General features: G+C 37.1%; 23 protein-coding genes. 20 read left to right on the forward strand and 3 right to left on the reverse strand.

All coding sequences use genetic code 11. The features are described 5' to 3' along the window. Positions 1 to 10 precede the first annotated feature (10 nt). The 19 genes from ABVM52_RS08075 to ABVM52_RS08165 all read left to right on the forward strand — a co-directional run bounded on the left by ABVM52_RS08075 (position 11) and on the right by ABVM52_RS08165 (position 17,449). Positions 11 to 730: an ABC transporter ATP-binding protein gene (locus ABVM52_RS08075; protein ID WP_405384905.1), complete on the forward strand. Its 720-nt coding sequence runs from the start codon at positions 11 to 13 to the stop codon at positions 728 to 730. 299 nt (positions 731 to 1,029) lie between these two features. Next, on the forward strand, positions 1,030 to 3,582 hold the full coding sequence (locus ABVM52_RS08080; RefSeq protein WP_405384906.1) for a tetratricopeptide repeat protein: 2,553 nt from the start codon (positions 1,030 to 1,032) through the stop codon (positions 3,580 to 3,582). A gap of 3 nt (positions 3,583 to 3,585) precedes the next feature. Continuing rightward, entirely contained in the window at positions 3,586 to 4,005 is a 420-nt protein-coding gene (locus ABVM52_RS08085; RefSeq protein ID WP_405384907.1) for a polymer-forming cytoskeletal protein, read from the forward strand. Then, positions 3,983 to 4,207 (forward strand): AtpZ/AtpI family protein, encoded by a 225-nt coding sequence (locus ABVM52_RS08090; RefSeq protein WP_405384908.1) that lies wholly within the window; start codon positions 3,983 to 3,985, stop codon positions 4,205 to 4,207. Before ABVM52_RS08085 ends, ABVM52_RS08090 begins: the two co-directional genes overlap by 23 nt. 5 nt (positions 4,208 to 4,212) lie before the next feature. Then, the gene (locus ABVM52_RS08095; RefSeq protein ID WP_405384909.1) at positions 4,213 to 4,602 is read left to right on the forward strand and encodes a DUF6168 family protein; all 390 of its coding nucleotides are present in this window, start codon (positions 4,213 to 4,215) and stop codon (positions 4,600 to 4,602) included. Between the two features lie 88 nt (positions 4,603 to 4,690). Next, on the forward strand, positions 4,691 to 5,866 hold the full coding sequence (atpB, locus tag ABVM52_RS08100; RefSeq protein WP_405384910.1) for a F0F1 ATP synthase subunit A: 1,176 nt from the start codon (positions 4,691 to 4,693) through the stop codon (positions 5,864 to 5,866). Between the two features lie 38 nt (positions 5,867 to 5,904). Then, positions 5,905 to 6,093, forward strand: coding sequence for an ATP synthase F0 subunit C (gene atpE, locus ABVM52_RS08105; RefSeq protein WP_013993139.1), 189 nt, complete (start codon positions 5,905 to 5,907; stop codon positions 6,091 to 6,093). A 90-nt stretch (positions 6,094 to 6,183) separates the two neighbouring features. Continuing rightward, the gene (locus ABVM52_RS08110; protein ID WP_405384911.1) at positions 6,184 to 6,684 is read left to right on the forward strand and encodes a F0F1 ATP synthase subunit B; all 501 of its coding nucleotides are present in this window, start codon (positions 6,184 to 6,186) and stop codon (positions 6,682 to 6,684) included. A 9-nt stretch (positions 6,685 to 6,693) separates the two neighbouring features. Next, positions 6,694 to 7,233, forward strand: coding sequence for an ATP synthase F1 subunit delta (gene atpH / locus ABVM52_RS08115; RefSeq protein WP_405384912.1), 540 nt, complete (start codon positions 6,694 to 6,696; stop codon positions 7,231 to 7,233). A gap of 55 nt (positions 7,234 to 7,288) precedes the next feature. Further along, complete coding sequence (gene atpA / locus ABVM52_RS08120) at positions 7,289 to 8,869, forward strand: F0F1 ATP synthase subunit alpha (RefSeq protein WP_405384913.1); 1,581 nt, start codon at positions 7,289 to 7,291, stop codon at positions 8,867 to 8,869. Positions 8,870 to 8,950: 81 nt separating this feature from the next. Continuing rightward, positions 8,951 to 9,811 (forward strand): ATP synthase F1 subunit gamma, encoded by an 861-nt coding sequence (gene atpG / locus ABVM52_RS08125; RefSeq protein ID WP_405384914.1) that lies wholly within the window; start codon positions 8,951 to 8,953, stop codon positions 9,809 to 9,811. 141 nt (positions 9,812 to 9,952) lie between these two features. Continuing rightward, on the forward strand, positions 9,953 to 11,173 hold the full coding sequence (locus ABVM52_RS08130) for a TCR/Tet family MFS transporter (RefSeq protein ID WP_405384915.1): 1,221 nt from the start codon (positions 9,953 to 9,955) through the stop codon (positions 11,171 to 11,173). A gap of 69 nt (positions 11,174 to 11,242) precedes the next feature. Next, positions 11,243 to 11,677: a hypothetical protein gene (locus ABVM52_RS08135; protein ID WP_405384917.1), complete on the forward strand. Its 435-nt coding sequence runs from the start codon at positions 11,243 to 11,245 to the stop codon at positions 11,675 to 11,677. A 57-nt stretch (positions 11,678 to 11,734) separates the two neighbouring features. Next, positions 11,735 to 13,192 carry a lipopolysaccharide biosynthesis protein gene (locus ABVM52_RS08140; RefSeq protein WP_405384918.1) on the forward strand — a complete coding sequence of 486 codons (1,458 nt, stop codon included), beginning with the start codon at positions 11,735 to 11,737 and terminating at the stop codon, positions 13,190 to 13,192. Beyond that, complete coding sequence (dut, locus tag ABVM52_RS08145; RefSeq protein ID WP_405384919.1) at positions 13,189 to 13,623, forward strand: dUTP diphosphatase; 435 nt, start codon at positions 13,189 to 13,191, stop codon at positions 13,621 to 13,623. The genes ABVM52_RS08140 and dut overlap by 4 nt, the downstream gene beginning before the upstream one ends. Before the next feature lie 15 nt (positions 13,624 to 13,638). Then, positions 13,639 to 14,580: a tetratricopeptide repeat protein gene (locus ABVM52_RS08150; protein WP_405384920.1), complete on the forward strand. Its 942-nt coding sequence runs from the start codon at positions 13,639 to 13,641 to the stop codon at positions 14,578 to 14,580. After that, positions 14,581 to 15,366, forward strand: coding sequence for a DUF4292 domain-containing protein (locus tag ABVM52_RS08155; protein WP_405384921.1), 786 nt, complete (start codon positions 14,581 to 14,583; stop codon positions 15,364 to 15,366). It begins immediately after the preceding gene. Between the two features lie 3 nt (positions 15,367 to 15,369). Continuing rightward, the gene (locus tag ABVM52_RS08160; RefSeq protein WP_405384922.1) at positions 15,370 to 16,593 is read left to right on the forward strand and encodes a murein hydrolase activator EnvC family protein; all 1,224 of its coding nucleotides are present in this window, start codon (positions 15,370 to 15,372) and stop codon (positions 16,591 to 16,593) included. A 10-nt stretch (positions 16,594 to 16,603) separates the two neighbouring features. Continuing rightward, on the forward strand, positions 16,604 to 17,449 hold the full coding sequence (locus ABVM52_RS08165) for an aldo/keto reductase (protein ID WP_405384923.1): 846 nt from the start codon (positions 16,604 to 16,606) through the stop codon (positions 17,447 to 17,449). Here the strand turns inward: ABVM52_RS08165 and ABVM52_RS08170 are convergent. Both ABVM52_RS08170 and ABVM52_RS08175 read right to left on the reverse strand, forming a co-directional pair. Further along, a complete protein-coding gene (locus ABVM52_RS08170; RefSeq protein ID WP_405384924.1) occupies positions 17,446 to 17,961 on the reverse strand; it encodes an acyl-CoA thioesterase in 516 nt (171 codons plus the stop codon). The genes ABVM52_RS08165 and ABVM52_RS08170 overlap by 4 nt on opposite strands. Positions 17,962 to 18,020: 59 nt before the next feature. Further along, the gene (locus tag ABVM52_RS08175; RefSeq protein WP_405384925.1) at positions 18,021 to 18,983 is read right to left on the reverse strand and encodes an SPOR domain-containing protein; all 963 of its coding nucleotides are present in this window, start codon (positions 18,981 to 18,983) and stop codon (positions 18,021 to 18,023) included. A gap of 92 nt (positions 18,984 to 19,075) precedes the next feature. Between ABVM52_RS08175 and dprA the strand changes: the two genes are divergently transcribed. Further along, positions 19,076 to 20,194: a DNA-processing protein DprA gene (dprA, locus tag ABVM52_RS08180; RefSeq protein ID WP_405384926.1), complete on the forward strand. Its 1,119-nt coding sequence runs from the start codon at positions 19,076 to 19,078 to the stop codon at positions 20,192 to 20,194. A 183-nt stretch (positions 20,195 to 20,377) separates the two neighbouring features. Here the strand turns inward: dprA and trpS are convergent, their stop codons facing one another. Beyond that, complete coding sequence (gene trpS, locus ABVM52_RS08185) at positions 20,378 to 21,346, reverse strand: tryptophan--tRNA ligase (RefSeq protein ID WP_405384927.1); 969 nt, start codon at positions 21,344 to 21,346, stop codon at positions 20,378 to 20,380. Positions 21,347 to 21,352 lie beyond the last annotated feature (6 nt).

Genomic DNA, 21,352 nt, shown 5'->3' on the forward strand with positions numbered 1-21,352 from the left:
AGACAAGTTTATGATTACAATAGAAAATTTATCAAAAAAATACGGGGCTCAACAAGTATTGAATATTAATTCCTTACATATTCCAACAGGACAAAGTTTTGGACTGGTAGGTAATAATGGTGCCGGTAAAACAACACTCTTTAGTTTGCTATTGGATTTAATACAACCAACAACAGGTCATATCATAAATAATGATGTTCAAGTAAATACTAGCGAAAACTGGAAGCCTTTTACTTCCTCTTTCATTGATGAAACATTTTTAATTGGTTACTTAACGCCTGAAGAATATTTTTACTTCATTGGTGATCTTCGTGGGCAGAACAAAGCAGATGTTGATGCACTATTGGCGCAGTATCAAGATTTCTTTCACGGTGAAATATTGGGGCAGAAGAAGTATTTGAGAGATTTATCTAAAGGAAACCAAAAAAAGGCAGGTATTGTGGCTTCTTTTATTGGTAACCCCAAAGTGGTGATTTTAGATGAACCATTTGCGAACCTGGACCCTACTACCCAAATACGGCTTAAGCAGATTATTAAAGATTTGGCTGCACAACAAGATGTTACCGTTTTGGTTTCTAGCCACGATCTCATTCATGTGACCGAAGTATGTGAGCGAATTGTGGTATTGAACAAAGGTGAAGTGGTTAAGGATATTGTAACCTCTACCAAAACATTAAAAGAACTAGAAGTATTCTTTGGGTCTGAAAATACTGAGGCGATAATGGAATAACTAAACAAATACTGTTCTAGCTTCAAAATTCACAAACCGACCACTAGGTCGGTTTTTCTTTTCTAAGTTTTAACCCAAGTAAGTTAAAATCCGACAAAGTTGTATTGGATCAGATTATCTGCAGTAAACTCATAAACTCTTGATCATTTTAATATAAAACAAACTATATGGTCGGTAAAAATTTGTTGTAGCAGCTCATAAATGGTAACATGGCTTAAAAATAAATATGCAGTTTACCGATTAACGGTATAATAATATGATGGTTTTTAAGTTAAACATACATACGTAGATCTTGTATTTTGAACCTAAGAAAAAAATATTTTTTATCCGGTATTTTGGGAGTATTGCTCTTTACTGCATGTTCCACAAAAAAGGATGCTTTTATAAACCGAAATTGGCATGCCTTAAATACCAAGTACAACACCTTGTACAACGGTAATATTGCCTTTGAAGAAGGGAGAAACACCCTTAACGAGGCCTATCAAGACGATTATTATGAACTATTACCTGTAGAGCGTTTAGAAGTAAGCGGAGAGGTTAAACTGGATTCTGAGGATAACAACCCAAATTTCCTAAAAGCAGAGGAAAAAGCTACAAAGGCCATACAACGGCATAGTATGGATATTAAGGATGAAGAAAGAAATCCACAGACAGATGAAGCTTTTCTTCTTTTGGGCAAAGCCCGTTATTTTGATGAACGCTACATACCTGCATTGGAATCTTTTAATTACATCCTAAATAAATATACGGAAAGCGATAAACTGAACGAGGCCAGTATATGGAGAGAGAAAGTAAACATTAGGTTAGAGAATGAAGATTTAGCCATCAAAAACCTTAAGCGCTTAATGAAATTTGAGCAATTAAAGAATCAGGAATATGCAGATGCCCGTGCAATGATGGCCCAAGCTTATATTAACCTCAATGCTCCGGATACCGCAGTTCAAAATCTTAAAATTGCATCGCACTACACCAAAAAAAATCCTGAAAAGGGAAGGTATTATTATATTATAGGGCAGCTATACAATCAGTTAGGATATAAAGACAGTGCCAATTATGCCTTTGACAAGGTCATTGCATTGAACAGGAAATCCCCTAGGGTCTATATGATCAATGCCGAAATAGAAAAATTAAAAAATACTGCAGTAACGTCAGAAAATAGGGAAGAACTATTGGAATTCTTGACCTACATGGAGGAGAATAGGGAGAACCGACCTTTTTTGGATAAGATTTACAGGCAAATAGCAGAATTTCATTTGGCAGAAGCTTCCGATAGTTTGGCCATTTCTTATTTTAATAAATCGCTTCGTGCATCACAGAACAAGCCAAAATTGAATGCATTGAACTATGAAAACCTTGCAGTATACAATTTTGACAAAAGTAGTTATAAGGCGGCCGGTGCTTATTATGATAGTATGCTCACCAATTTGGTAGAGAACACTAAAAAATATCGCGCCGTAAAAAGAAAGCTGGACAATTTGGAAGATGTTATCAAATATGAGGATATCGTTCAATATTCAGATAGTGTGCTTACATTGTACAACATGCCAAAAGAAGAGCAGTTGGCCTATTTTGGAAAATATATAGAGGACTTACAGCAAGCAGAGGAAGCGGCACAGAAAAAAGAAAAGGATAGAATAACGGAAGGCTTTGTAGCCTTCAACAAAAGTAAGGGCGGTAAAGAAAACAAAGGAAAGTTCTACTTTTATAACATTACCAGTTTAGGCTACGGACAAAACGATTTTAAAAACCGTTGGGGCAATAGGGAATTGTCCGATGATTGGCGTTGGTCAGATAAATCCATCAGTAACAGGGAAGACGTGGTTCAACAAGCCATAGGTGCTGATGATAGCACGCCTGTGGTTAGTGAGGACGAGAAATTCTCTTTGGAGTATTATATGGATCAGTTACCCACCAATGTAGCCGTCATAGATAGTCTAAAGGCAGAACGTAATTTTGCCAATTATCAATTGGGTTTAATCTATAAAGAAAAGTTCAACGAAAATCTTTTGGCTGCAGATAAGTTGGAAGATGTATTGGCATCCAATGCCGAAGAACGTTTAATACTGCCGTCAAAATATAATTTGTATAAAATTTATGAGGAAGTCAATAGTCCGCTCAAGGAAAAAATGAAAGCGGATATTATTGCCAATCATAGAGATTCCAGATATGCCGAAATTTTATTAAATCCACAGGCAATACTGGCGGATAACTCTGACAGTCCCGAAAAACGATATGAAACCCTGTTCAAAAAATTTAACGACCAACGGTACCTAGAAGTAATTACAGGTGCAGAGGAAAACATTAATAGATTTACGGGTGACCCCATTGTTCCTAAATTTGAAATGCTTAAAGCAAATGCCGTAGGTAGGTTACAAGGTTTTGAATATTTTAAGGAGGCGTTGAACTATGTGGCCCTGACCTACCCAAATAATCCAGAGGGTAAAAAGGCAGAGCAAATGGTGGCGGAACAACTGCCAAAATTAGAACCTAAAGAATTTTCTCCGGAAACGGATTCTAAGGGTACGTCTAACTGGAAAGTGGTCTTTCCTTTTAAAAGGAGTAACAATGACCAAGCCTTGAAATTAATGGAATTGTTAGAGAAATCCATTGAGGATCTTAGATACAAAAATACCGTATCAAAAGACATTTATAACCTAGAAGATCAATTTGTGGTAGTACATGGTTTTAAATCCAAGGATTTTGCCTTAGGTTATGCGGAGCTTTTAAAAAATAATAAGGATTACCGTGTTGCTAATGAGAATTTCGTAGTTTTATCGGAGAACTATAAGATTATTCAAGTGCATAAAAATATAGTTGACTATAGAAATACGCTTTTAACCCCAAAACCGTGAACAATGTTTTCAGATAGACAAAAACCTAAAAGTATGAATGAGATAGGTGGACAACCTAATAGAATTGAGAAGAACACCAAGATAAAAGGAGACATCATTTCAGAGGCAGATTTTAGAATTGATGGTAAATTGGATGGTAATGTAAAAACATCTGGAAAGGTAGTAATTGGTAAGGATGGTTACATTCACGGTAAAGTGGAATGTGTCAATGCAGATATAGAAGGTAGCTTTAATGGAGAACTTATGGTTTCCGATCTACTTTCCTTAAAAGCATCTGCAGTAATAGAGGGTACCGTTTCCGTAAACAAATTGGCGGTTGAACCTGGAGCTACATTTAATGCATCTTGTTCTATGGGCGGAAAAAAAGGCCAGGGATCATCTAACTTCAAAAATAGCAGTCATGAAGCCGCAAAAGCCTCATGATAATTCCGGACTTTTAAGAACTGCAGCTAGTTTATCAGGTATTGCCATACAAATGGGGGCTACCATTTATTTAGGTAATTTGTTAGGTGAGTGGCTAGATGTAAAGTTTAATAAAACCTATTTAGAGGATACCATTACATTACTTGCCGTATTTTTGTCCATATATCTGGTCATAAAAAAGGTAATGTCCTTAAATAAATAGGTCAATTGATAAAAAATATTCTCATAATACTGGTCGTGTTCATTTTTGTGGGCACGACTTCTTATTTTATTCATTTATATACATTGGTAGATGATGGGACTTTTAAGCCTTTACTAAAAAGCGCTTATTTGTTTCATGGATTTTTTTCATTAGGATTGCTCGTCCTTTTTACGATTTTGGCTCAATTCAAAAATTTTTTCGACCAACTAGGTTTCATTTATATGGGATTGCTGGTTTTTAAGATTGTAATTTTTGCCAGCCTTTTTTATCCACAACTTTTAGGGGACAATTTGTTACCCCAATTTTACAGGGCTTCCCTATTAATTCCGGTTATTGTATTTTTGCCGCTTGAGGTGATTTTCATTTCAAAATTGATGAGAAGCAAAAAAGCTTAAATTTTAAAGCTCTAAATTTGCGTAGATTAGGTTAATAATAACTACTTTTGCGCAAAATTTCAAGAGCTTAATTTTTGAAAAAGAGATAATGAAGAAAGTTTCAGAGACATTGAAAACCGCAGTATTACTTTTGACACTATGCTTTTCCTTACAAGGATTCGCCACTTCAGATGAGGGTCAAGACCTGTCCGTAGACACTAAAGATGAGGTAGATGCGTATATTTTGCACCATATTAAGGATGCGCATGATTTTCATTTGTTTTCGTATACCTCTAACGGGGAGCGTAAACATGTAGGATTTCCTTTGCCGGTAATTCTTTGGTCCAGCAATGGGCTTACTACATTTATGTCCACTGCTTTTCACCATGATGATGAGGGCAAGGTTGTCGTTGAACGCAACGGTTCAAAATTTGTTAAGCTTCACGGTAAAATTTATGAACTGGATGCTGGTGCTTCTCAAGTGTCATTTGACGAAACAAACCATGCAACCAATGCGCATAAGGTTTTGGACCTATCCATTACAAAAAGTGTTGTAGGAATATTATTGGTAGGTCTTTTCATGTTGATTGTCTTTAGTTCTTTGGCAAGGCAATATGCCAAAAAGAAAGTTCCAACGGGCTTCGGTAGGGTGTTAGAGCCATTGGTTCTATATGTTAGGGATGAAATAGCTAGACCTAATATTGGAGAAAAGAAATATAGAAAATTTACAGGGTACTTATTAACCGTATTCTTTTTCATCTGGATATTGAATTTGTTGGGACTTACTCCTTTTGGTTTCAACGTAACAGGACAATTAGCGGTAACCGCGGCATTGGCCATTTTTACGTTAATTATATACACGGTAAGCGGTAACAAGGATTATTGGATGCATATGGTGTGGATGCCAGGTGTACCTGTGTTGATCAGACCGGTATTGGCGGTTATTGAATTGGCCGGTGCATTCATCATTAAACCATTTTCATTATTGGTGCGTTTATTCGCCAACATATCTGCAGGGCACATTGTTGTTATGAGTTTGATAGCCATTATGTTTACCTTAAAAAAGAGTTTGGGAGTAGTAGGTGCTACAGGTCTATCTTTGGTTCTGTCGTTCTTTATTACATTGATTGAAGTTTTGGTAGCATTTTTACAAGCTTATATTTTCACTATGTTATCGGCATTATTTATTGGTATGGCCGTTGCGGAACATGATCATGAACATGAGCATGATACCCATGGGCACGAATTGCCAGATGCTGAAGATGTAAGGGGAGATTTTATTTAATGAGAGTTTATTTAATTTAATATATAAATCAGTTTACTATGTACAATTTAATTGGAGCAGGTTTAATCGTAATCGGAGCAGGTATTGGACTTGGTCAAATCGGTGGTAAGGCAATGGAAGGTATTGCACGTCAGCCAGAAGCGACAGGAAAAATTCAAACTGCGATGATTATTATCGCTGCACTTTTGGAAGGTTTGGCATTCGGTGCCTTGTTCTTAGGAAAATAAGAACGTTAAGACCAAAAAACATTATCCTGCAACGGTTGGTTGCAGGTAGTGTTTTTAATTATTGATTTAGTATTATAAAAAACAAAAAGTATGGAAACTTTATTGAACGATTTTTCACCAGGATTATTTATTGTACAGACCCTTCTATTATTAGGTTTGATTTTTTTATTGGTGAAATTTGCATGGAAGCCAATTTTAAACTCTTTAAATGAGAGAGAAGCCGGTATAAACGAAGCATTGGCCGCTGCAGATAAAGCGCGTGCAGATATGCAAAACTTACAGGCAGATAATGATAAGATGTTGAAAGAGGCAAGAGCCGAAAGAGAGGCCATGTTAAAAGAAGCACGTGAGATCAAGGAGAAAATGATCGCGGATTCTAAGGAACAGGCCAAGGCAGAAGGTGATAAAATGTTGAAGCAGGCACAAGTTGCTATTGAGACCGAGAAGAAAGCTGCGGTTGCGGACATTAAAAACCAAGTGGCACAGTTATCCGTTGCCATTGCCGAAAAAGTTTTAAAAGAAGAGTTGTCTAGCAATGATAAGCAATTAAAGTTGGTAGATTCAATGTTGAGCGACATCAAACTTAACTAAGAGAATAGTATGAGCGAGTCAAGAGCTGCATTACGTTACGCAAAGGCAATTTTGGATATGGCCAAGGAAAAAAAAGCCTTGAGTGCCGTTGAAAAAGACATGAGGACAATAGCATCTACAATCTCTGATAGTAAGGAGTTAAGAGATGTTTTGGCTAGTCCGGTGGTTTCCGGTTCATCCAAAAAAAATGCGCTGGCAGAGATTTTTAAAGATAGTCACGCAATTACGGAAGGTACCATTGGTATGTTGGTAGATAACAAACGTGTGGCATTGCTGAACGAAGTTGCATTAAAATACATCATTCTTAACGAGCAATTAAAAGGAAAGGATGTAGCTTATGTGACAACCGCAGTACCTTTAAGTGCTGATATGGAAAAGAAGGTGCTTAAGCAAGTAGCGAACATTACTGGTAACGAAGTAAGCATTGAGAATAAAATTGATGAAAGTATCATTGGCGGTTTCATTTTAAGAGTAGGTGACCTGCAGTATGATGCCAGTATATCAAATAAGCTAAGTAATATTACAAGAGAATTTTCAAATAGTCTATAATAACTATATAAGCCCGTGATTTCATTCATGGCCTAATATCTTATATCTAATTAAAATGGCAGGAGTAAAAGCCGCTGAAGTATCAGCAATTTTAAAGAAACAATTATCAGGATTTGATGCTACCGCTACTTTGGACGAAGTAGGTACTGTGTTGCAGGTAGGTGATGGTATCGCAAGAATCTACGGACTAGCTAATGCCCAGTATGGGGAATTGGTTGAGTTTGAAGGTGGTCTTGAGGGTATCGTTCTTAACCTTGAAGAAGATAATGTTGGTGTGGTTCTTTTAGGACCTTCCAAGTCCGTTGGTGAAGGAGATACGGTAAAACGTACCCAACGTATTGCTTCTGTAAAAGTTGGTGAAGGTATTGTTGGCCGTGTTGTGGATACCTTAGGTAACCCTATTGACGGTAAAGGACCTATAGCTGGCGATACTTACGAAATGCCATTGGAGCGTAAAGCCCCAGGGGTTATCTATAGAGAGCCTGTAACTGAGCCAATGCAATCTGGTATTAAGGCAATTGATGCCATGATTCCAGTAGGTAGAGGACAAAGGGAGTTGGTTATTGGTGACCGTCAAACTGGTAAGACTACAGTTTGTATCGATACCATTCTAAACCAAAAAGAATTTTACGATGCCGGTGAGCCTGTTTACTGTATCTATGTTGCCATAGGTCAGAAAGCATCTACCGTTGCCGGTATTGCTCAAGTATTGGAAGATAAAGGCGCAATGGCGTATACGACTATTGTTGCTGCAAATGCATCTGATCCTGCACCAATGCAAGTATATGCACCGTTTACAGGAGCTTCTATTGGTGAGTATTTCCGTGATACTGGTCGTCCTGCATTAATTATATATGATGATTTATCTAAACAAGCGGTTGCGTATCGTGAGGTGTCTCTTTTGTTAAGAAGACCACCGGGACGTGAGGCTTACCCAGGTGACGTTTTCTACCTACACTCTAGATTATTGGAGCGTGCGGCTAAGGTTATCAATGATGATGATATTGCAAAGGAAATGAACGATTTGCCAGAGGTATTGAAGCCAATGGTAAAAGGTGGTGGTTCTTTAACGGCTTTGCCAATTATTGAAACACAAGCGGGTGACGTTTCTGCTTATATCCCAACCAACGTAATTTCTATTACTGACGGACAGATATTCTTGGAGCAGGATTTATTCAACCAAGGTGTAAGACCGGCAATTAACGTGGGTATTTCTGTATCTCGTGTGGGTGGTAACGCTCAGATTAAATCAATGAAGAAAGTTGCGGGTACATTGAAGTTGGATCAAGCACAATTCCGTGAATTGGAAGCATTTGCCAAATTCGGTTCCGATCTAGATGCAGCAACATTGAACGTTATTGAAAAAGGACGTAGAAACGTTGAAATTTTAAAGCAGGCACAGAACGATCCGTTTACAGTTGAAGATCAGGTAGCTATTATCTATGCTGGTTCTAAAAACTTGTTAAGAGATGTTCCTGTTGAGAAGGTAAAGGAATTTGAACGTGATTACTTAGAGTTTTTGAACGCTAAGCACAGAGATGTTTTGGATACATTGAAGTCAGGTAAACTAACCGATGAGGTTACGGATACATTAACTTCTGTTTGTAAAGAGCTTTCTGCGAAATATAAGAACTAAAAAAGTACGGAGTACTGAGTAATAAGTACAATGTGTTGAAGAAACTTAATACTTTGTACTTATTACTAAATACTGAATAAAATGGCAAATTTAAAGGAAATACGAAATAGGATTTCATCGGTTTCTTCAACGATGCAGATTACAAGTGCCATGAAAATGGTTTCTGCTGCAAAATTGAAAAAGGCGCAAGATGCCATTACGGCAATGAGGCCCTATGCAGATAAACTAACTGAGTTATTGCAAAATCTTAGTGCTAGTTTAGAAGGGGATTCTGGTAGTGTTTATGCAGACAATCGTTTAGTAAAGAAGGTATTGGTGGTTTCCATTACATCTAATAGAGGACTTTGTGGAGCATTCAATACCAATATTCTTAAACAATCTGTTCATCTTGCCGAAAATGTACATCAAGGAAAAGAAGTAGACTTTGTTGCAGTAGGTAAGAAAGCAAATGACTTTTTAGGTAAGCGGTATAATGTAATTGCAAATTACAGTGAAGTTTATGATGATTTGAACTTTGACAATGTTGCCCAAATTGCAGAACATTTAATGGACCTCTTTACCAAAGGGTCTTATGATCGTATTGAAATTGTATATAACAAATTCAAAAATGCGGCTACCCAAATTATAATGACGGAGCAGTTTTTACCCATTGTTCCTTTGGCTGTAGAAGGCAATGTTAGTGCAGATTACACTTTTGAACCTTCTAAAGTTGAAATCATTGAACAATTGATACCTAAATCATTAAAGACACAATTGTATAAAGGAATCAGAGACTCTTTTGCAAGTGAGCATGGTGCGCGTATGACAGCAATGCATAAAGCGACCGATAATGCTACCGAGTTACGTGATCAATTAAAATTGACCTATAACAAGGCAAGGCAAGCGGCAATTACGAACGAGATTTTAGAAATCGTTGGTGGTGCAGAAGCATTGAATAATTAATGCCACTTGATAATTAATGACGAACTTATTTAAAGTCATTTTAAACTTAAAAATATTATAAGTTGAAAACCCCACCTTAACGTGGGGTTTTTACTTTTATAGCGATTAGATTCCTTTTTTTATCCGACTTTTGTTTTGACCATGAAATCCAAAAAAACCGCCTTACTTTTTATTTTCATTACCATTTTAGTTGATGTCATTGGTATAGGCATTATTCTTCCTATAATTCCTGATTTGATTATGGAGTTAACGGGCGAAGGTAATCACATGGCAATCATCTATGGAATGTGGTTGACGACCGCTTTTGCCGGTATGCAGTTTTTGTTTTCACCTGTATTAGGCGAAATATCCGATAAATATGGTAGAAGACCCATATTACTTATAGCACTTTTAGGCTTAAGTGTAGATTACTTAATACACGCTTGGGCACCTACAATTACCTGGTTGTTTCTAGGGCGATTTTTAGCAGGAATAACAGGTGCTAGTTTTACCGTTGCCTCTGCTTATATAGCCGACGTAAGTACCAAAGAAAACAAAGCAAAGAATTTTGGATTAATTGGAGCTGCTTTCGGAATAGGGTTTATAATTGGACCTGGTATTGGCGGTTTTTTCGGTGAGATAGATATTCGTTTACCATTTTATATAGCTGCTGGACTAACCTTCGCCAATTTTCTTTTTGGCTATTTCTTTGTTCCGGAATCATTGACAAAAGAAAATAGAAGGCAAATCAATTTCTCTAAAATGATACCAGGGGTTTCTTTGTTCGCATTGAGAAACTACAAGGGTATCTTGCTACTGATATCCGCTTTTTTCTTGGCAAATCTTGCTGGGCAGGCATTGCCATCTACATGGTCGTATTATGGTATTGAGCGTTATGATTGGACTCCAAAGGAAATTGGTCTGTCTCTTATGGTAGTAGGCTTGCTTGTTGCCATAGTACAAGGGTTTTTAGTGGGAAAAATTGTAAAGAAATTTGGAAAACGTAAAGTGATTACATTCGGTTTTTTGTTATGGACGGTTGGTATGTTCTTATTTTCTTTCGCCAAAGAACCTTGGATGCTGTATGCCTTCTTAATTCCCTATGCATTAGGCGGTATTGCAGGTCCTACGGTACAAGGTGTTATTTCTAATCAAGTATCGGAAAAGGAGCAGGGAATTTTACAGGGATCTATTACCGGCTTGGTGAGTATAACCGCAATTGTGGGTCAGTTCATATTTGCACCTGTATTTTATTATTTTATACGTCCTGATGCATCAATCTATTTTCCTGGAGCACCTTATGCTCTCGCGGCAGTATTTCTCTTAGCGGCTTTTATTTTAGCTTCTACAGCCATAAAAAGAATGGATGTGGAACAAGAGTAAAGTAATTACTGTACTAGGCTATTACAAAAATGGCTTTCGTTTTCTATCTTTAAGCTAAATATAAAGGGAATGCGTAAGTTTATTTACCTCGTTATATTGTTAGGTATTTGTGGAACAAGTTGTACATCACACAAGGAAATTCAGAAAGCAACATCATTTAAAATTGGAAATTCTGTTTGTCAAAAATGGATTGGAGGTCGTGAATCTAGTGGTTCTGGTCTAGATATACTATTTTCAACAACTTTATCAGAAGCGTCCACAATAGTATTAAAAGAGGTTTTCTTTAGAAATAAACAAGTGCCTGCGGGATTATTTTATGAAGCGGGTGTTTATTATATAAGAGCTGAAATTCCAAGTACCGCAGCAAACTCTAAGGAGGCAATTAATTTTGAGCTTAAGGCTAGTGAAGCTATAGTTAGCTTTACCGAAAATAATGTGTTAAAATACATTAAAGTAGTGGGTATAAAAGAGAAAGAACCCTTAATTTATAACAGTAGACCCTAAAACTAACTTTGTAACTAGGCTTTAAATGGGTACTTTTATCGCCTTAATGTACAGTGCTTGAATCCACTCAAAAAACTTTTTAAACAAACTGCAATCTATGGCTTGGCAACTGTCTTGCCAAGGATGCTCAATGTTATATTGGTACCTATTTATACAGGGGTAATGCTTCCGGGCTCCTATGGTCAAGTGGTGGTGATATATGCTTATTTTGCTATTTTCAATATCTTTCTGGCTTATGGCATGGAAACCGCTTTTTTTAGGTTTTATAAAGATTCAGAAAATAAGAAAAAGGTAGTTTCTACGTCTTTGTTGTCCATATTAGGGTCTACAATGATATTTATGATCATTGGATTTTTATTTAAGACCCCATTATCCCAATTTTTGGAAATATCCAATGAATATATTGGATACGTCTTCTGGATTTTAGCCTTGGATGCATTGGTTATTATTCCTTTTGCTTGGTTAAGGGCAAATGAAAGGCCCATGCGCTTTGCCGTTATTAAATTGATTAATGTGGTTTTGAACTTAGGGCTTAACTTTTTCTTCCTGATTTTACTTCCAAAATTGGCGCTGGATAGTGAGGGCTTTTTTGCATCAATTTATAAAGCGGACTATGAGATTTTATATATATTAATTTCTAACCTGGTATCAAGTGCCGTTACCCTCTTGCTAATGTTAAGGGTATATCTTAGAAGACCTTATGTCTTTGACATGGAGATTTGGAAACGAATGATAAAGTATGCCATGCCTGTTATGGTAGCGGGTATCGCTTTTACTGTCAATGAAGTATTGGATAAAATATTACTAGAGAAAATTTTACCTGTTGAAATTGCTAGTAATGAAGTTGGTAAGTATGGAGCCTGTGTTAAGTTGGCCGTGTTCATGACATTGTTTATTACTGCATTTAGAATGGGTATAGAGCCTTTCTTTTTTAGCCATTCAGATACTAAACATCCGCAGAAGGCCTATGCACAAATAACAAACTATTTTGTGGTACTGGGGAGTATTATTCTACTTGCCGTAATAGTTTTTTCCGATGTACTCAAAGTGCTTTTTGTACGTAATGAAGCCTATTGGGAAGCCATGTCCGTAGTGCCAATTATTTTATTGGCTGCTTTCTTTTTAGGTATTTACCATAATCTATCCGTTTGGTACAAAGTTACGGACCGCACTAAATTTGGTGCCTATATATCTATGATTGGCGCCGTACTTACCATCATTATCAACATAGTGTTCATTCCTTATTTTGGCTATATGGCCTCTGCAGTGGCTACTTTATTGGCCTATGGTAGTATGATGATGTTGTCTTTCTATTTTGGACGTATGTATTATCCAATTCCTTATAACTTTAGAAAAATTATCTTTTATTTAGCAGTATCCGTCTTGTTTTCTATTCTTTCATTTTACATTTTTGATAGAAATCTATTTGTTGGTATTCCTCTATTAATTTTATTTCTTGGATTGGTATACAAGCTAGAGTTTGAGAATCTTAAAAAACTATATTTAAATAGATGAACATAAAAATTATAAACAAGTCTTCCCATAACTTACCACACTACGAAACAAGTGCTTCTGCGGGAATGGACTTAAGGGCTAATCTTACCGAATCAATTACATTACAGCCATTGGGCAGAGCTATTATACCAACCGGTCTTTATATGGAATTACCGGTGGGTATTGAAGCACAAGTGCGGCCACGTAGTGGTTTGGCTGCGAAAAAAGGAGTAACCGTTCTAAATGCTCCTGGCACGATTGATGCTGATTATAGGGGAGAAATAGGCGTTATTCTTGTTAACCTATCCAATGAGCCCTTTACCATAGAAAATGGGGAACGTATAGCCCAAATGGTCATTGCCATACATGAGCGTGCAGAATGGCTAGAAGTAGACACCTTGACTAAAACCGATAGGGGTTCTGGCGGTTTTGGGAGTACGGGCATCAAATAATTACAAGTATAAATAATGAAAACGTGGGTCTTTTTTATAATAGTCATTAGTTGTGGTTTTGCCACCTTAAATGGCTATGCTCAGGAAGACCAGCAAATTGTGGTAGAAGAAAGTGCGGAGGTGTTCTTAGATGAATATTCAGACTCTTTTCAGGAAAACTTTTTTGAGGGTTTAAAACAAAAAGGTATTCGAAATTATGATCGAGCAATTACCTATTTTTTAGAATGCAAGCGCATGCAGCCCAATAACACCGTGGTTTCGTATGAATTGGCTAAATTTCACCTCTATGAAAATCAATACTTGCTTGCTCAAGAATATGCTATTGAAGCTTTAAAGGGGGAGCCTGAAAATTACTGGTATGCAAATACCTTGGTAGATGTATTGGAAACGACCAAATCGCCCTTAAATTCTATTAAAAAGGATATTCCTTGGAACGATCTTTTGCTTAGAAAGAATATTGCGGAAATTTATTTTAAAAGAGCAGCATACCAAACAGCTTTGGACGTCTTACATAAGCTAAAAGAGCCCAAACAATATGCGTATTTACAAAATAGAATTTTGGATTCTATTGCAAAATATGATACTGATAAGAAAGTTGTAAAAGTTGCGGAAACCAATAGACCCAACGAGGATTTAAATTCTGTTGAGGGGTTTAAGGATAATTTAAAAAATATGCTTCAAGGAGCATCAAACGGAGAGGATTTATACCGTATGTCCATAGATGCAATGGACAGCTATCCTACCCAGCCTTATTTTTATTATGCCAATGGCACCGCACTTAATCGTTTGCAACGATATAATGAAGCTATTGAACAGTTAGAAACAGCCTTGGATTTTTTGATAGATGATAGTTCCTTACAACAACAAATTTATACGCAATTGGTAGTTGCCTATAAAGCCCTGGAGAATACGACCAAAGCAAATATGTACCTTAGTAAAATTAAATCCGGTTCTTAAATGACGAACGTATTGAAAATTTTTAAAATTTGGCCATTAAGGTTAATAACTCTCATTCTCCTGGTTACTTCATGTAAAAGCACTAAGGTGATAACCGAGGGTTCGGTTAATGATAAGTTGACCGCTAAATCCGTTATTAAATCGCACTATCTTAATGAAAGTCAGTTCTCGGCTTTACAAGGTAAGATGAAGATTAATTATTCTGATGGGGAATCCTCGCAAAGTGTGTCGGTCAGCTTGAGAATGAAGAAAGACGAGGCTATATGGTTAAGTGCACCTTTGGGCATTGTAAAAGCTTATATTACTCCAGACCGTGTATCGTTTTACAACAAACTAGAAAACGAATATTTTGATGGCGATTTTTCTTATCTAAGTAATTTATTGGGAACTGAGGTAGATTTTTCAATTCTTCAAAATTTATTGATAGGACAGGCAATTATAGATTTGCGCGATGAGAAATATACCATAGATATTGAAGAGGATACTTATAGGCTTACCCCAAAATTACCTGGTGAGCTTTATAAAATATTGTTCAGGATAGAACCAAAGAATTTTAAAATGAATTTGCAGCAATTATCTCAGCCCATAGAGCAACGATTGTTACAAATAACATATCAGAATTATCAGCAAATAGATAATGAAATCTTACCCAATCAAATTTATATTAAAGCGTTGACCAAGGATAGTGAAAATACCATAGAAATGGAGTTCAGAAATATAGAATTGAACGGCGCAGTAAATTTTCCCTATTCCATACCAAAAGGTTTTAAAAAAATAGAACTATAACCCATGTTTAACCTTCTTAAACATCTTATTTTATTTGTAGTATTATTAGCTTCAATGGCTGGTTATGCGCAAACAAGTGAGCAAAAGGCCTTGGAAGAAAAACGGGAACGGTTGCAATCTGAGATTAGGGATATCAACCGCTTGCTTTTTGCAGAGAAAAAGGAGAAAGGCAACGTGCTGGATCAAATGGAAGCCTTGGATAAGAAGATTACCGTTAGACAGCAGCTAATACGTGTAACGAACCAACAATCTAATTTACTGAATAGGCAAATCAACACCAATATTAGGAATATAGGCAAGCTGAAAACCGAGCTCCAAAAGGTTAAGGATGAATATGCCGCAATGATTCAAAAATCCTATCAAAATAAATCCAAACAAAATAGGTTAATGTTCCTGCTGTCATCGGAGAGTTTCTTTCAGGCTTTTAAACGGCTTCAGTATATGAAACAATATACGGATTACAGGAAGGAACAAGGTGCGCAGATTCTTGAAAAGACAGAAGAGCTAGCAAGACTCAATGCCGATTTAAATGAGGAGCGTAAGGTCAAGGAAGTTTTGTTGGCCCAGAATAAAAAGGCCAAAAACCAATTATTTGCAGAAATACAGTCCCAAAAAGCGCTTCTGGGCACCATTAGAAAAAATGAAAGTAAATATGCCAGTGCAATTGAGGCCAAAAAGAAAGAGGCCAGAAAGATAGATAAGCAAATAGAGCTTCTTATACGTAACGCTATTGCCGCATCCAACAAAAAATCTGGAAGTACCGCCAAAAGCAGTAGTAAATTTGTGCTTACACCAGAGGCTGCAATAGTAGCCAATAACTTTTCGGCCAATAAAGGAAAGCTTATATGGCCAGTGGAAAAAGGTATAAAAAGCCAAGGTTTTGGTATTTATAGCGATCCCGTTTATCCGGGAATAAAACACCAAAGTAATGGTGTAATCATTGCCACGGATGAAGGTTCTAAGGCGCGTGCTATTTTTGAAGGAGAGGTTATAGCCATACTGGCAGTACCTGGGGGTAACAAAGGCGTTCAAATAAAACACGGTAATTTTATCAGCACCTATTACAATCTTTCGGACTTAACGGTAAAGAAAGGCGATAAGGTCTCCATAAAGGATGAACTGGGCACGGTTTATACCAACCGGTCTAATGGACAAACGCGACTAAAATTTTATTTATATCAAGATACGTCACGGTTGAACCCGGAAGAGTGGGTCTATCGTTTATAAAACTATGCATATGGAAGAAAAATTTTCAATTACGGACATTAACGGAACATGTACTTTACACAATGGCGTACAGATGCCTTATTTGGGTCTGGGCACCTACCAGGCCGATAATGAGCAGGAAGTAGTGGATGCCGTTAAAGCTGCTTTGGATTTTGGATATCGTCATATTGATACGGCAGCCATTTATAAGAATGAAGAAGGAGTTGGTAAAGGCATACGTGAAAGCAAGGTTGACCGTAGCGAATTGTTTATAGTTAGTAAGGTATGGAATGATGATCAAGGTTATGAAAGTACCATACAGGCATTTGAACGGAGTTTGGAAAGATTGGGCTTGGAGTATTTAGACCTTTATTTAATACATTGGCCAACAAAGGGCAAGTATACTGAAACTTGGAAGGCATTGGAGTATTTGTACGATCAAAAAAGAATTAGGGCCATTGGGGTCAGTAATTTTTTACAGCACCATTTAGAGGATGTCCTTAAAGATTGTAAGGTTGTGCCAATGGTCAATCAAATGGAGTTTCATCCCCATGTGGTTCAACAAGATCTAATAGATTTTTGTAAATCTAATGCTATCCAATATGAGTCATGGTCGCCCTTTATGCAGGGAGAAGTATTTCAACTGGATATTTGCAATGAACTTGCCAAAAAATATAATAAATCCGTAGCTCAGGTAATTCTGCGCTATAATTTACAGAAAGGAATTGTGGCTATTCCAAAATCGGTTCATGCAGAACGTATAAAGTCCAATGCGGATATTTTCAACTTTTCTTTGACCAAAGAGGATATTGCCTATTTGGATAGTTTGGAAAATGGAAAACGTACCGGTCCTGACCCGGATAATTTTGACTTTTAATTTTTGGTGAACAAGGCCTTTAACTCCGTAGCATCATCAGGCTTCATTTTTCCTGCTAGGACCAAACTTAATTGTTTTCTTCTAAGCGCCCCCTCGTAACGTACGTGTTCTAACTCTGTTTCTGGACGTAGTTCCGGTACTTCTGTGGGTTTCCCTGTCTCATCAACCGCAACAAAGGTATAAATGGCCTCGTTGGCCTTTGTTTTTTTGCCGTTATAGCGGTCTTCTATCCAAACATCTATATAGACCTCCATAGAAGTATTATATGCTCTGGAAACGGCTGCTTCGACCGTTACAACACTTCCTAGTGGTATGGCCAAGTTAAAGGCCACATGATTTACTGATGCCGTTACGGTTATTCTACGACTATGTCTTCCTGCAGCAATACTAGCGGCACGGTCCATTCGCGCCAATAATTCGCCTCCAAATAAATTTTGAAGTGCATTGGTTTCGCTAGGAAGTACCATATCGGTCATGGTAGTTCTTGACTCAGCAGGTGTCTTTGATTCCATCAAATGAATTTTTCCGCAAAGATACGGTCATGTAAGATGGTAAGAAAATGTTGATAAGGTTATTTTTTGGAAAGCAACCAGGCATCCTTGGACTGTGCGCGTTTAATTTCCTTTAATGCATTTAGTGCCTCGGTAGCATTGGAAAAGCTCTCATAGGTTACTACGTGTAAACCGTAGGCATTGGTTCCATAGTAGGTACTATTATATCCTTTAGCCTTTAATTCCTTGATTTTTCTATCGGCATTGGCCTTTATTCTAAAAGCACCGGCAATAATATGATGCATTTCCCCATCTTTTTCAGATGGTAATTTTGTACTTGTGGCATCTACGGTTACCGTGGGCAGTTCTAACGGAGATAAATCAAAAAAAGTAGCTTCTTGTATTTGCTTGTCAACATATTCCCTGGCATTTGCCCTTGCAACTTGTTCATTGGTACGTTGCTTTTCAAAAACCTTATAAGCCGTTAAACCGGTAGAAAATGCCAGAAAAAGTACTGCTGCATATTTTAGATAAGGTCTAAAACCTTTGTTCTCTCTTCTTTCAGTGCTGATAACGAGTGGTATACTTTCTTCAAGCTCTTCAACTTCCTCTTTTAAGATTTCTCTGGTAATTGGTAACGAACTAAAATTAGATAACCCAAAAGAAGATGTAAGGTAATTGATTTCAGATGCGGGTTGAAATAATAATGATCCTTCATTATTCTTATTCAGTACACCTATTTTTTTTATCACTAAGGAACCTTCATTTCCTAGGATTCTATTCCAGTTTTTTACGTGCTCTTCAATATAGGTAAGGGCCGTCTCAAAAGAAATTTTATCAGCCTCTGAAATATAAGATGCCAATAATCCGTCATTGGAAGTTAACTGGCCATTGAACGCCAATAACTTGGTAGGTGCATAAAATGTGTTGGTATCCGGATTTATTTTGGCCGAAGTTTTTTGGGTTAAAAACGCACCAAATCCTGGAACAACCACACAGTTGTACCTGTAAAGTAAATCGCTTATATAATGTTCAAGTGCCATACTAGCGCAAATATGAAAAAAAAAGAAGGGCTTAAAAACACCTTGGCTAACTTTTTATTAACATATTTTTTTCTCTAATTTGTGAACAATTGATGAATGCTACACAACACACTGCGGATGAACTCATTGCAATTCTTAGATTGCAGCATGTACCTAATATAGGTGACACCTTAGCTAAAAAATTAATTGCACATTGCGGAAGTCCTTCTGAAGTTTTTAGGGAAAAAAGACAAAATTTGTTGAAAATTGATGGTATAGGAACACATACCACCAAACATTTATTTGATGCTATCCATTTAGAAGCGGCGGAAAACGAATATAAGTACATTGAAAAAAATCATATTTCCTGTACCTATTTTAAGGATGCTTCCTATCCTAATTATTTAAAGCATTGCATTGATGGACCTATTTTACTTTTTCAAAAAGGGAATATTGATTTAGAACGACAACGAATAATCAGTGTCGTTGGTACTCGCAACATTACAAGTTATGGTACCGCTTTTTGTGAACAGTTTATAGCAGACATTGCTCCTTTAAACCCTATAATCATTAGTGGTTTTGCCTATGGGGTGGATATATGTATACAACGGGAAGCTATAAAACATGGTTTGCAGACCATTGGCTGCCTTGCACATGGACTTAATCAGATATACCCTAAGGTGCACGGCAAATATCAAGCAGATGTATTAAAGAATGGAGGGTTTTATACGGAGTTCTGGAGCAGTAGCAGTCCAGAACGTGAAAACTTTTTAAAACGAAACCGAATTATTGCAGGAATTAGTGAGGCAACCGTGGTAGTGGAATCTGCTGAAAAAGGCGGAAGTTTAGTTACCGCGGATATTGCTAACGGGTATAACCGAGATGTTTTTGCTGTACCGGGTAGGACGACAGATAAATATAGCCTAGGCTGCAATAATCTAATTAAGCAGCAAAAAGCACATGTCATGACTTCAGCAGCGGATTTAATCTATTTGTTGAACTGGGAAGTGGAAGAAAAAAAACAATCAACCATTCAAAAACAGCTTTTTGTAGAATTGGATGAAACCGAACAAGATATTTATACCTATCTACAAAATAACGGAAAGCAATTATTGGACAGTATAGCCCTAGATTGTGGTTTACCTATTTTTAAGACTTCGTCTACCTTGTTAAGTATGGAAATGAAAGGAGTAATTAGACCTTTGCCTGGTAAATTGTTTGAAGCTATTTAGATCATTACGGACTATTGGGTTTGTTTACTTAATTGGGGACTATGGTTTTTTTAGAATATTACATAAAAACCCTAGCAATCGGCATTTTACCGACATTTTATGTGAACTTTCCTATATAGTGAAATCTACAAAACCGACTGCTGAGTCGGTTTTGTAGATTTCATTGAAAATATGAACTTTCTTCTAATACCCTAATTTTTTACGAACACGAGCCAAAACTTCATCCGCAACTTTTCCTGCTTTTTCCGCACCCAATGCCAAGGCATCGTCTACTTCATTTAGGTGGTTCATGTAATAATTGAATTTTTCTCGTGGCTCTTCAAACTTGTCCAGAATTACCTCGTACAAGGCTTGTTTTGCATGTCCGTAACCATAATTTCCGGCAAGGTAATTTGCACTCATTTCCTCAATTTGTGGCTGGGACGCCAATATTTTATACAAGGCAAATACATTATCATTTGTTGGGTCCTTTGGGTCTTCCATAGGTGTGCTATCCGTTTGGATGCCCATAATTTGCTTTCTCAATTGTTTATCCGTTTGAAAAAGACTGATCAAATTGCCCTTACTTTTGCTCATTTTAGCACCATCGGTACCTGGTATATACATGGTTTCTTCTTGTACTTTTCCTTCGGGCATTACAAAAGTTTCCCCTAACTGGGCATGAAAACGAGAGGCAACATCACGTGTCATTTCTATATGCTGCATTTGGTCCTTTCCTACAGGCACAATATTTGCATCATACAATAAAATATCTGCGGCCATTAGCATAGGGTAGGTAAAAAGACCTGCATTTACATCATCCAAACGGTCCGCCTTATCCTTAAAAGAGTGGGCCAAGGTTAAACGTTGGTAAGGAAAAAAACAGCTCAAGTACCATGAAAGTTCTGTAGTCTGGGGTACATCGCTCTGTCTATAAAAAACGGTGTTTTCAATATCCAGACCAAAAGCAAGCCAAGTAGCGGCAACGGCATAAGTGTTATGTCGCAATTCTTCACCATTTTTTATTTGCGTTAACGAATGCATATCTGCAATGAACAGAAAAGATTCATTAGATGGATCATTGGCCATTTCTATTGCCGGTTTGATCGCTCCTAGAATATTTCCTAAATGTGGTGTTCCTGTACTTTGTATACCTGTTAAAATTCTTGCCATTATCTT

The organism is Maribacter sp. LLG6340-A2 (assembly GCF_045057105.1).
In the GTDB taxonomy this organism is placed as follows: Bacteria; Bacteroidota; Bacteroidia; order Flavobacteriales; family Flavobacteriaceae; genus Maribacter.

Excerpts from the sequence above, each read along its gene's own strand:
- ABVM52_RS08075 (WP_405384905.1), top strand. The coding sequence starts at position 11 with ATGATTACAATAGAAAATTTATCAAAAAAATACGGGGCTCAACAAGTA.
- ABVM52_RS08085 (WP_405384907.1), top strand. The coding sequence starts at position 3,586 with ATGTTTTCAGATAGACAAAAACCTAAAAGTATGAATGAGATAGGTGGA.
- ABVM52_RS08090 (WP_405384908.1), top strand. The coding sequence starts at position 3,983 with ATGAAGCCGCAAAAGCCTCATGATAATTCCGGACTTTTAAGAACTGCA.
- atpB (WP_405384910.1), top strand. The coding sequence starts at position 4,691 with ATGAAGAAAGTTTCAGAGACATTGAAAACCGCAGTATTACTTTTGACA.
- atpE (WP_013993139.1), top strand. The coding sequence starts at position 5,905 with ATGTACAATTTAATTGGAGCAGGTTTAATCGTAATCGGAGCAGGTATT.
- ABVM52_RS08110 (WP_405384911.1), top strand. The coding sequence starts at position 6,184 with ATGGAAACTTTATTGAACGATTTTTCACCAGGATTATTTATTGTACAG.
- atpH (WP_405384912.1), top strand. The coding sequence starts at position 6,694 with ATGAGCGAGTCAAGAGCTGCATTACGTTACGCAAAGGCAATTTTGGAT.
- atpA (WP_405384913.1), top strand. The coding sequence starts at position 7,289 with ATGGCAGGAGTAAAAGCCGCTGAAGTATCAGCAATTTTAAAGAAACAA.
- atpG (WP_405384914.1), top strand. The coding sequence starts at position 8,951 with ATGGCAAATTTAAAGGAAATACGAAATAGGATTTCATCGGTTTCTTCA.
- ABVM52_RS08130 (WP_405384915.1), top strand. The coding sequence starts at position 9,953 with ATGAAATCCAAAAAAACCGCCTTACTTTTTATTTTCATTACCATTTTA.
- ABVM52_RS08135 (WP_405384917.1), top strand. The coding sequence starts at position 11,243 with ATGCGTAAGTTTATTTACCTCGTTATATTGTTAGGTATTTGTGGAACA.
- dut (WP_405384919.1), top strand. The coding sequence starts at position 13,189 with ATGAACATAAAAATTATAAACAAGTCTTCCCATAACTTACCACACTAC.
- ABVM52_RS08150 (WP_405384920.1), top strand. The coding sequence starts at position 13,639 with ATGAAAACGTGGGTCTTTTTTATAATAGTCATTAGTTGTGGTTTTGCC.
- ABVM52_RS08155 (WP_405384921.1), top strand. The coding sequence starts at position 14,581 with ATGACGAACGTATTGAAAATTTTTAAAATTTGGCCATTAAGGTTAATA.
- ABVM52_RS08160 (WP_405384922.1), top strand. The coding sequence starts at position 15,370 with ATGTTTAACCTTCTTAAACATCTTATTTTATTTGTAGTATTATTAGCT.
- ABVM52_RS08165 (WP_405384923.1), top strand. The coding sequence starts at position 16,604 with ATGGAAGAAAAATTTTCAATTACGGACATTAACGGAACATGTACTTTA.
- ABVM52_RS08170 (WP_405384924.1), bottom strand. The coding sequence starts at position 17,961 with ATGGAATCAAAGACACCTGCTGAGTCAAGAACTACCATGACCGATATG.
- ABVM52_RS08175 (WP_405384925.1), bottom strand. The coding sequence starts at position 18,983 with ATGGCACTTGAACATTATATAAGCGATTTACTTTACAGGTACAACTGT.
- dprA (WP_405384926.1), top strand. The coding sequence starts at position 19,076 with ATGAATGCTACACAACACACTGCGGATGAACTCATTGCAATTCTTAGA.
- trpS (WP_405384927.1), bottom strand. The coding sequence starts at position 21,346 with ATGGCAAGAATTTTAACAGGTATACAAAGTACAGGAACACCACATTTA.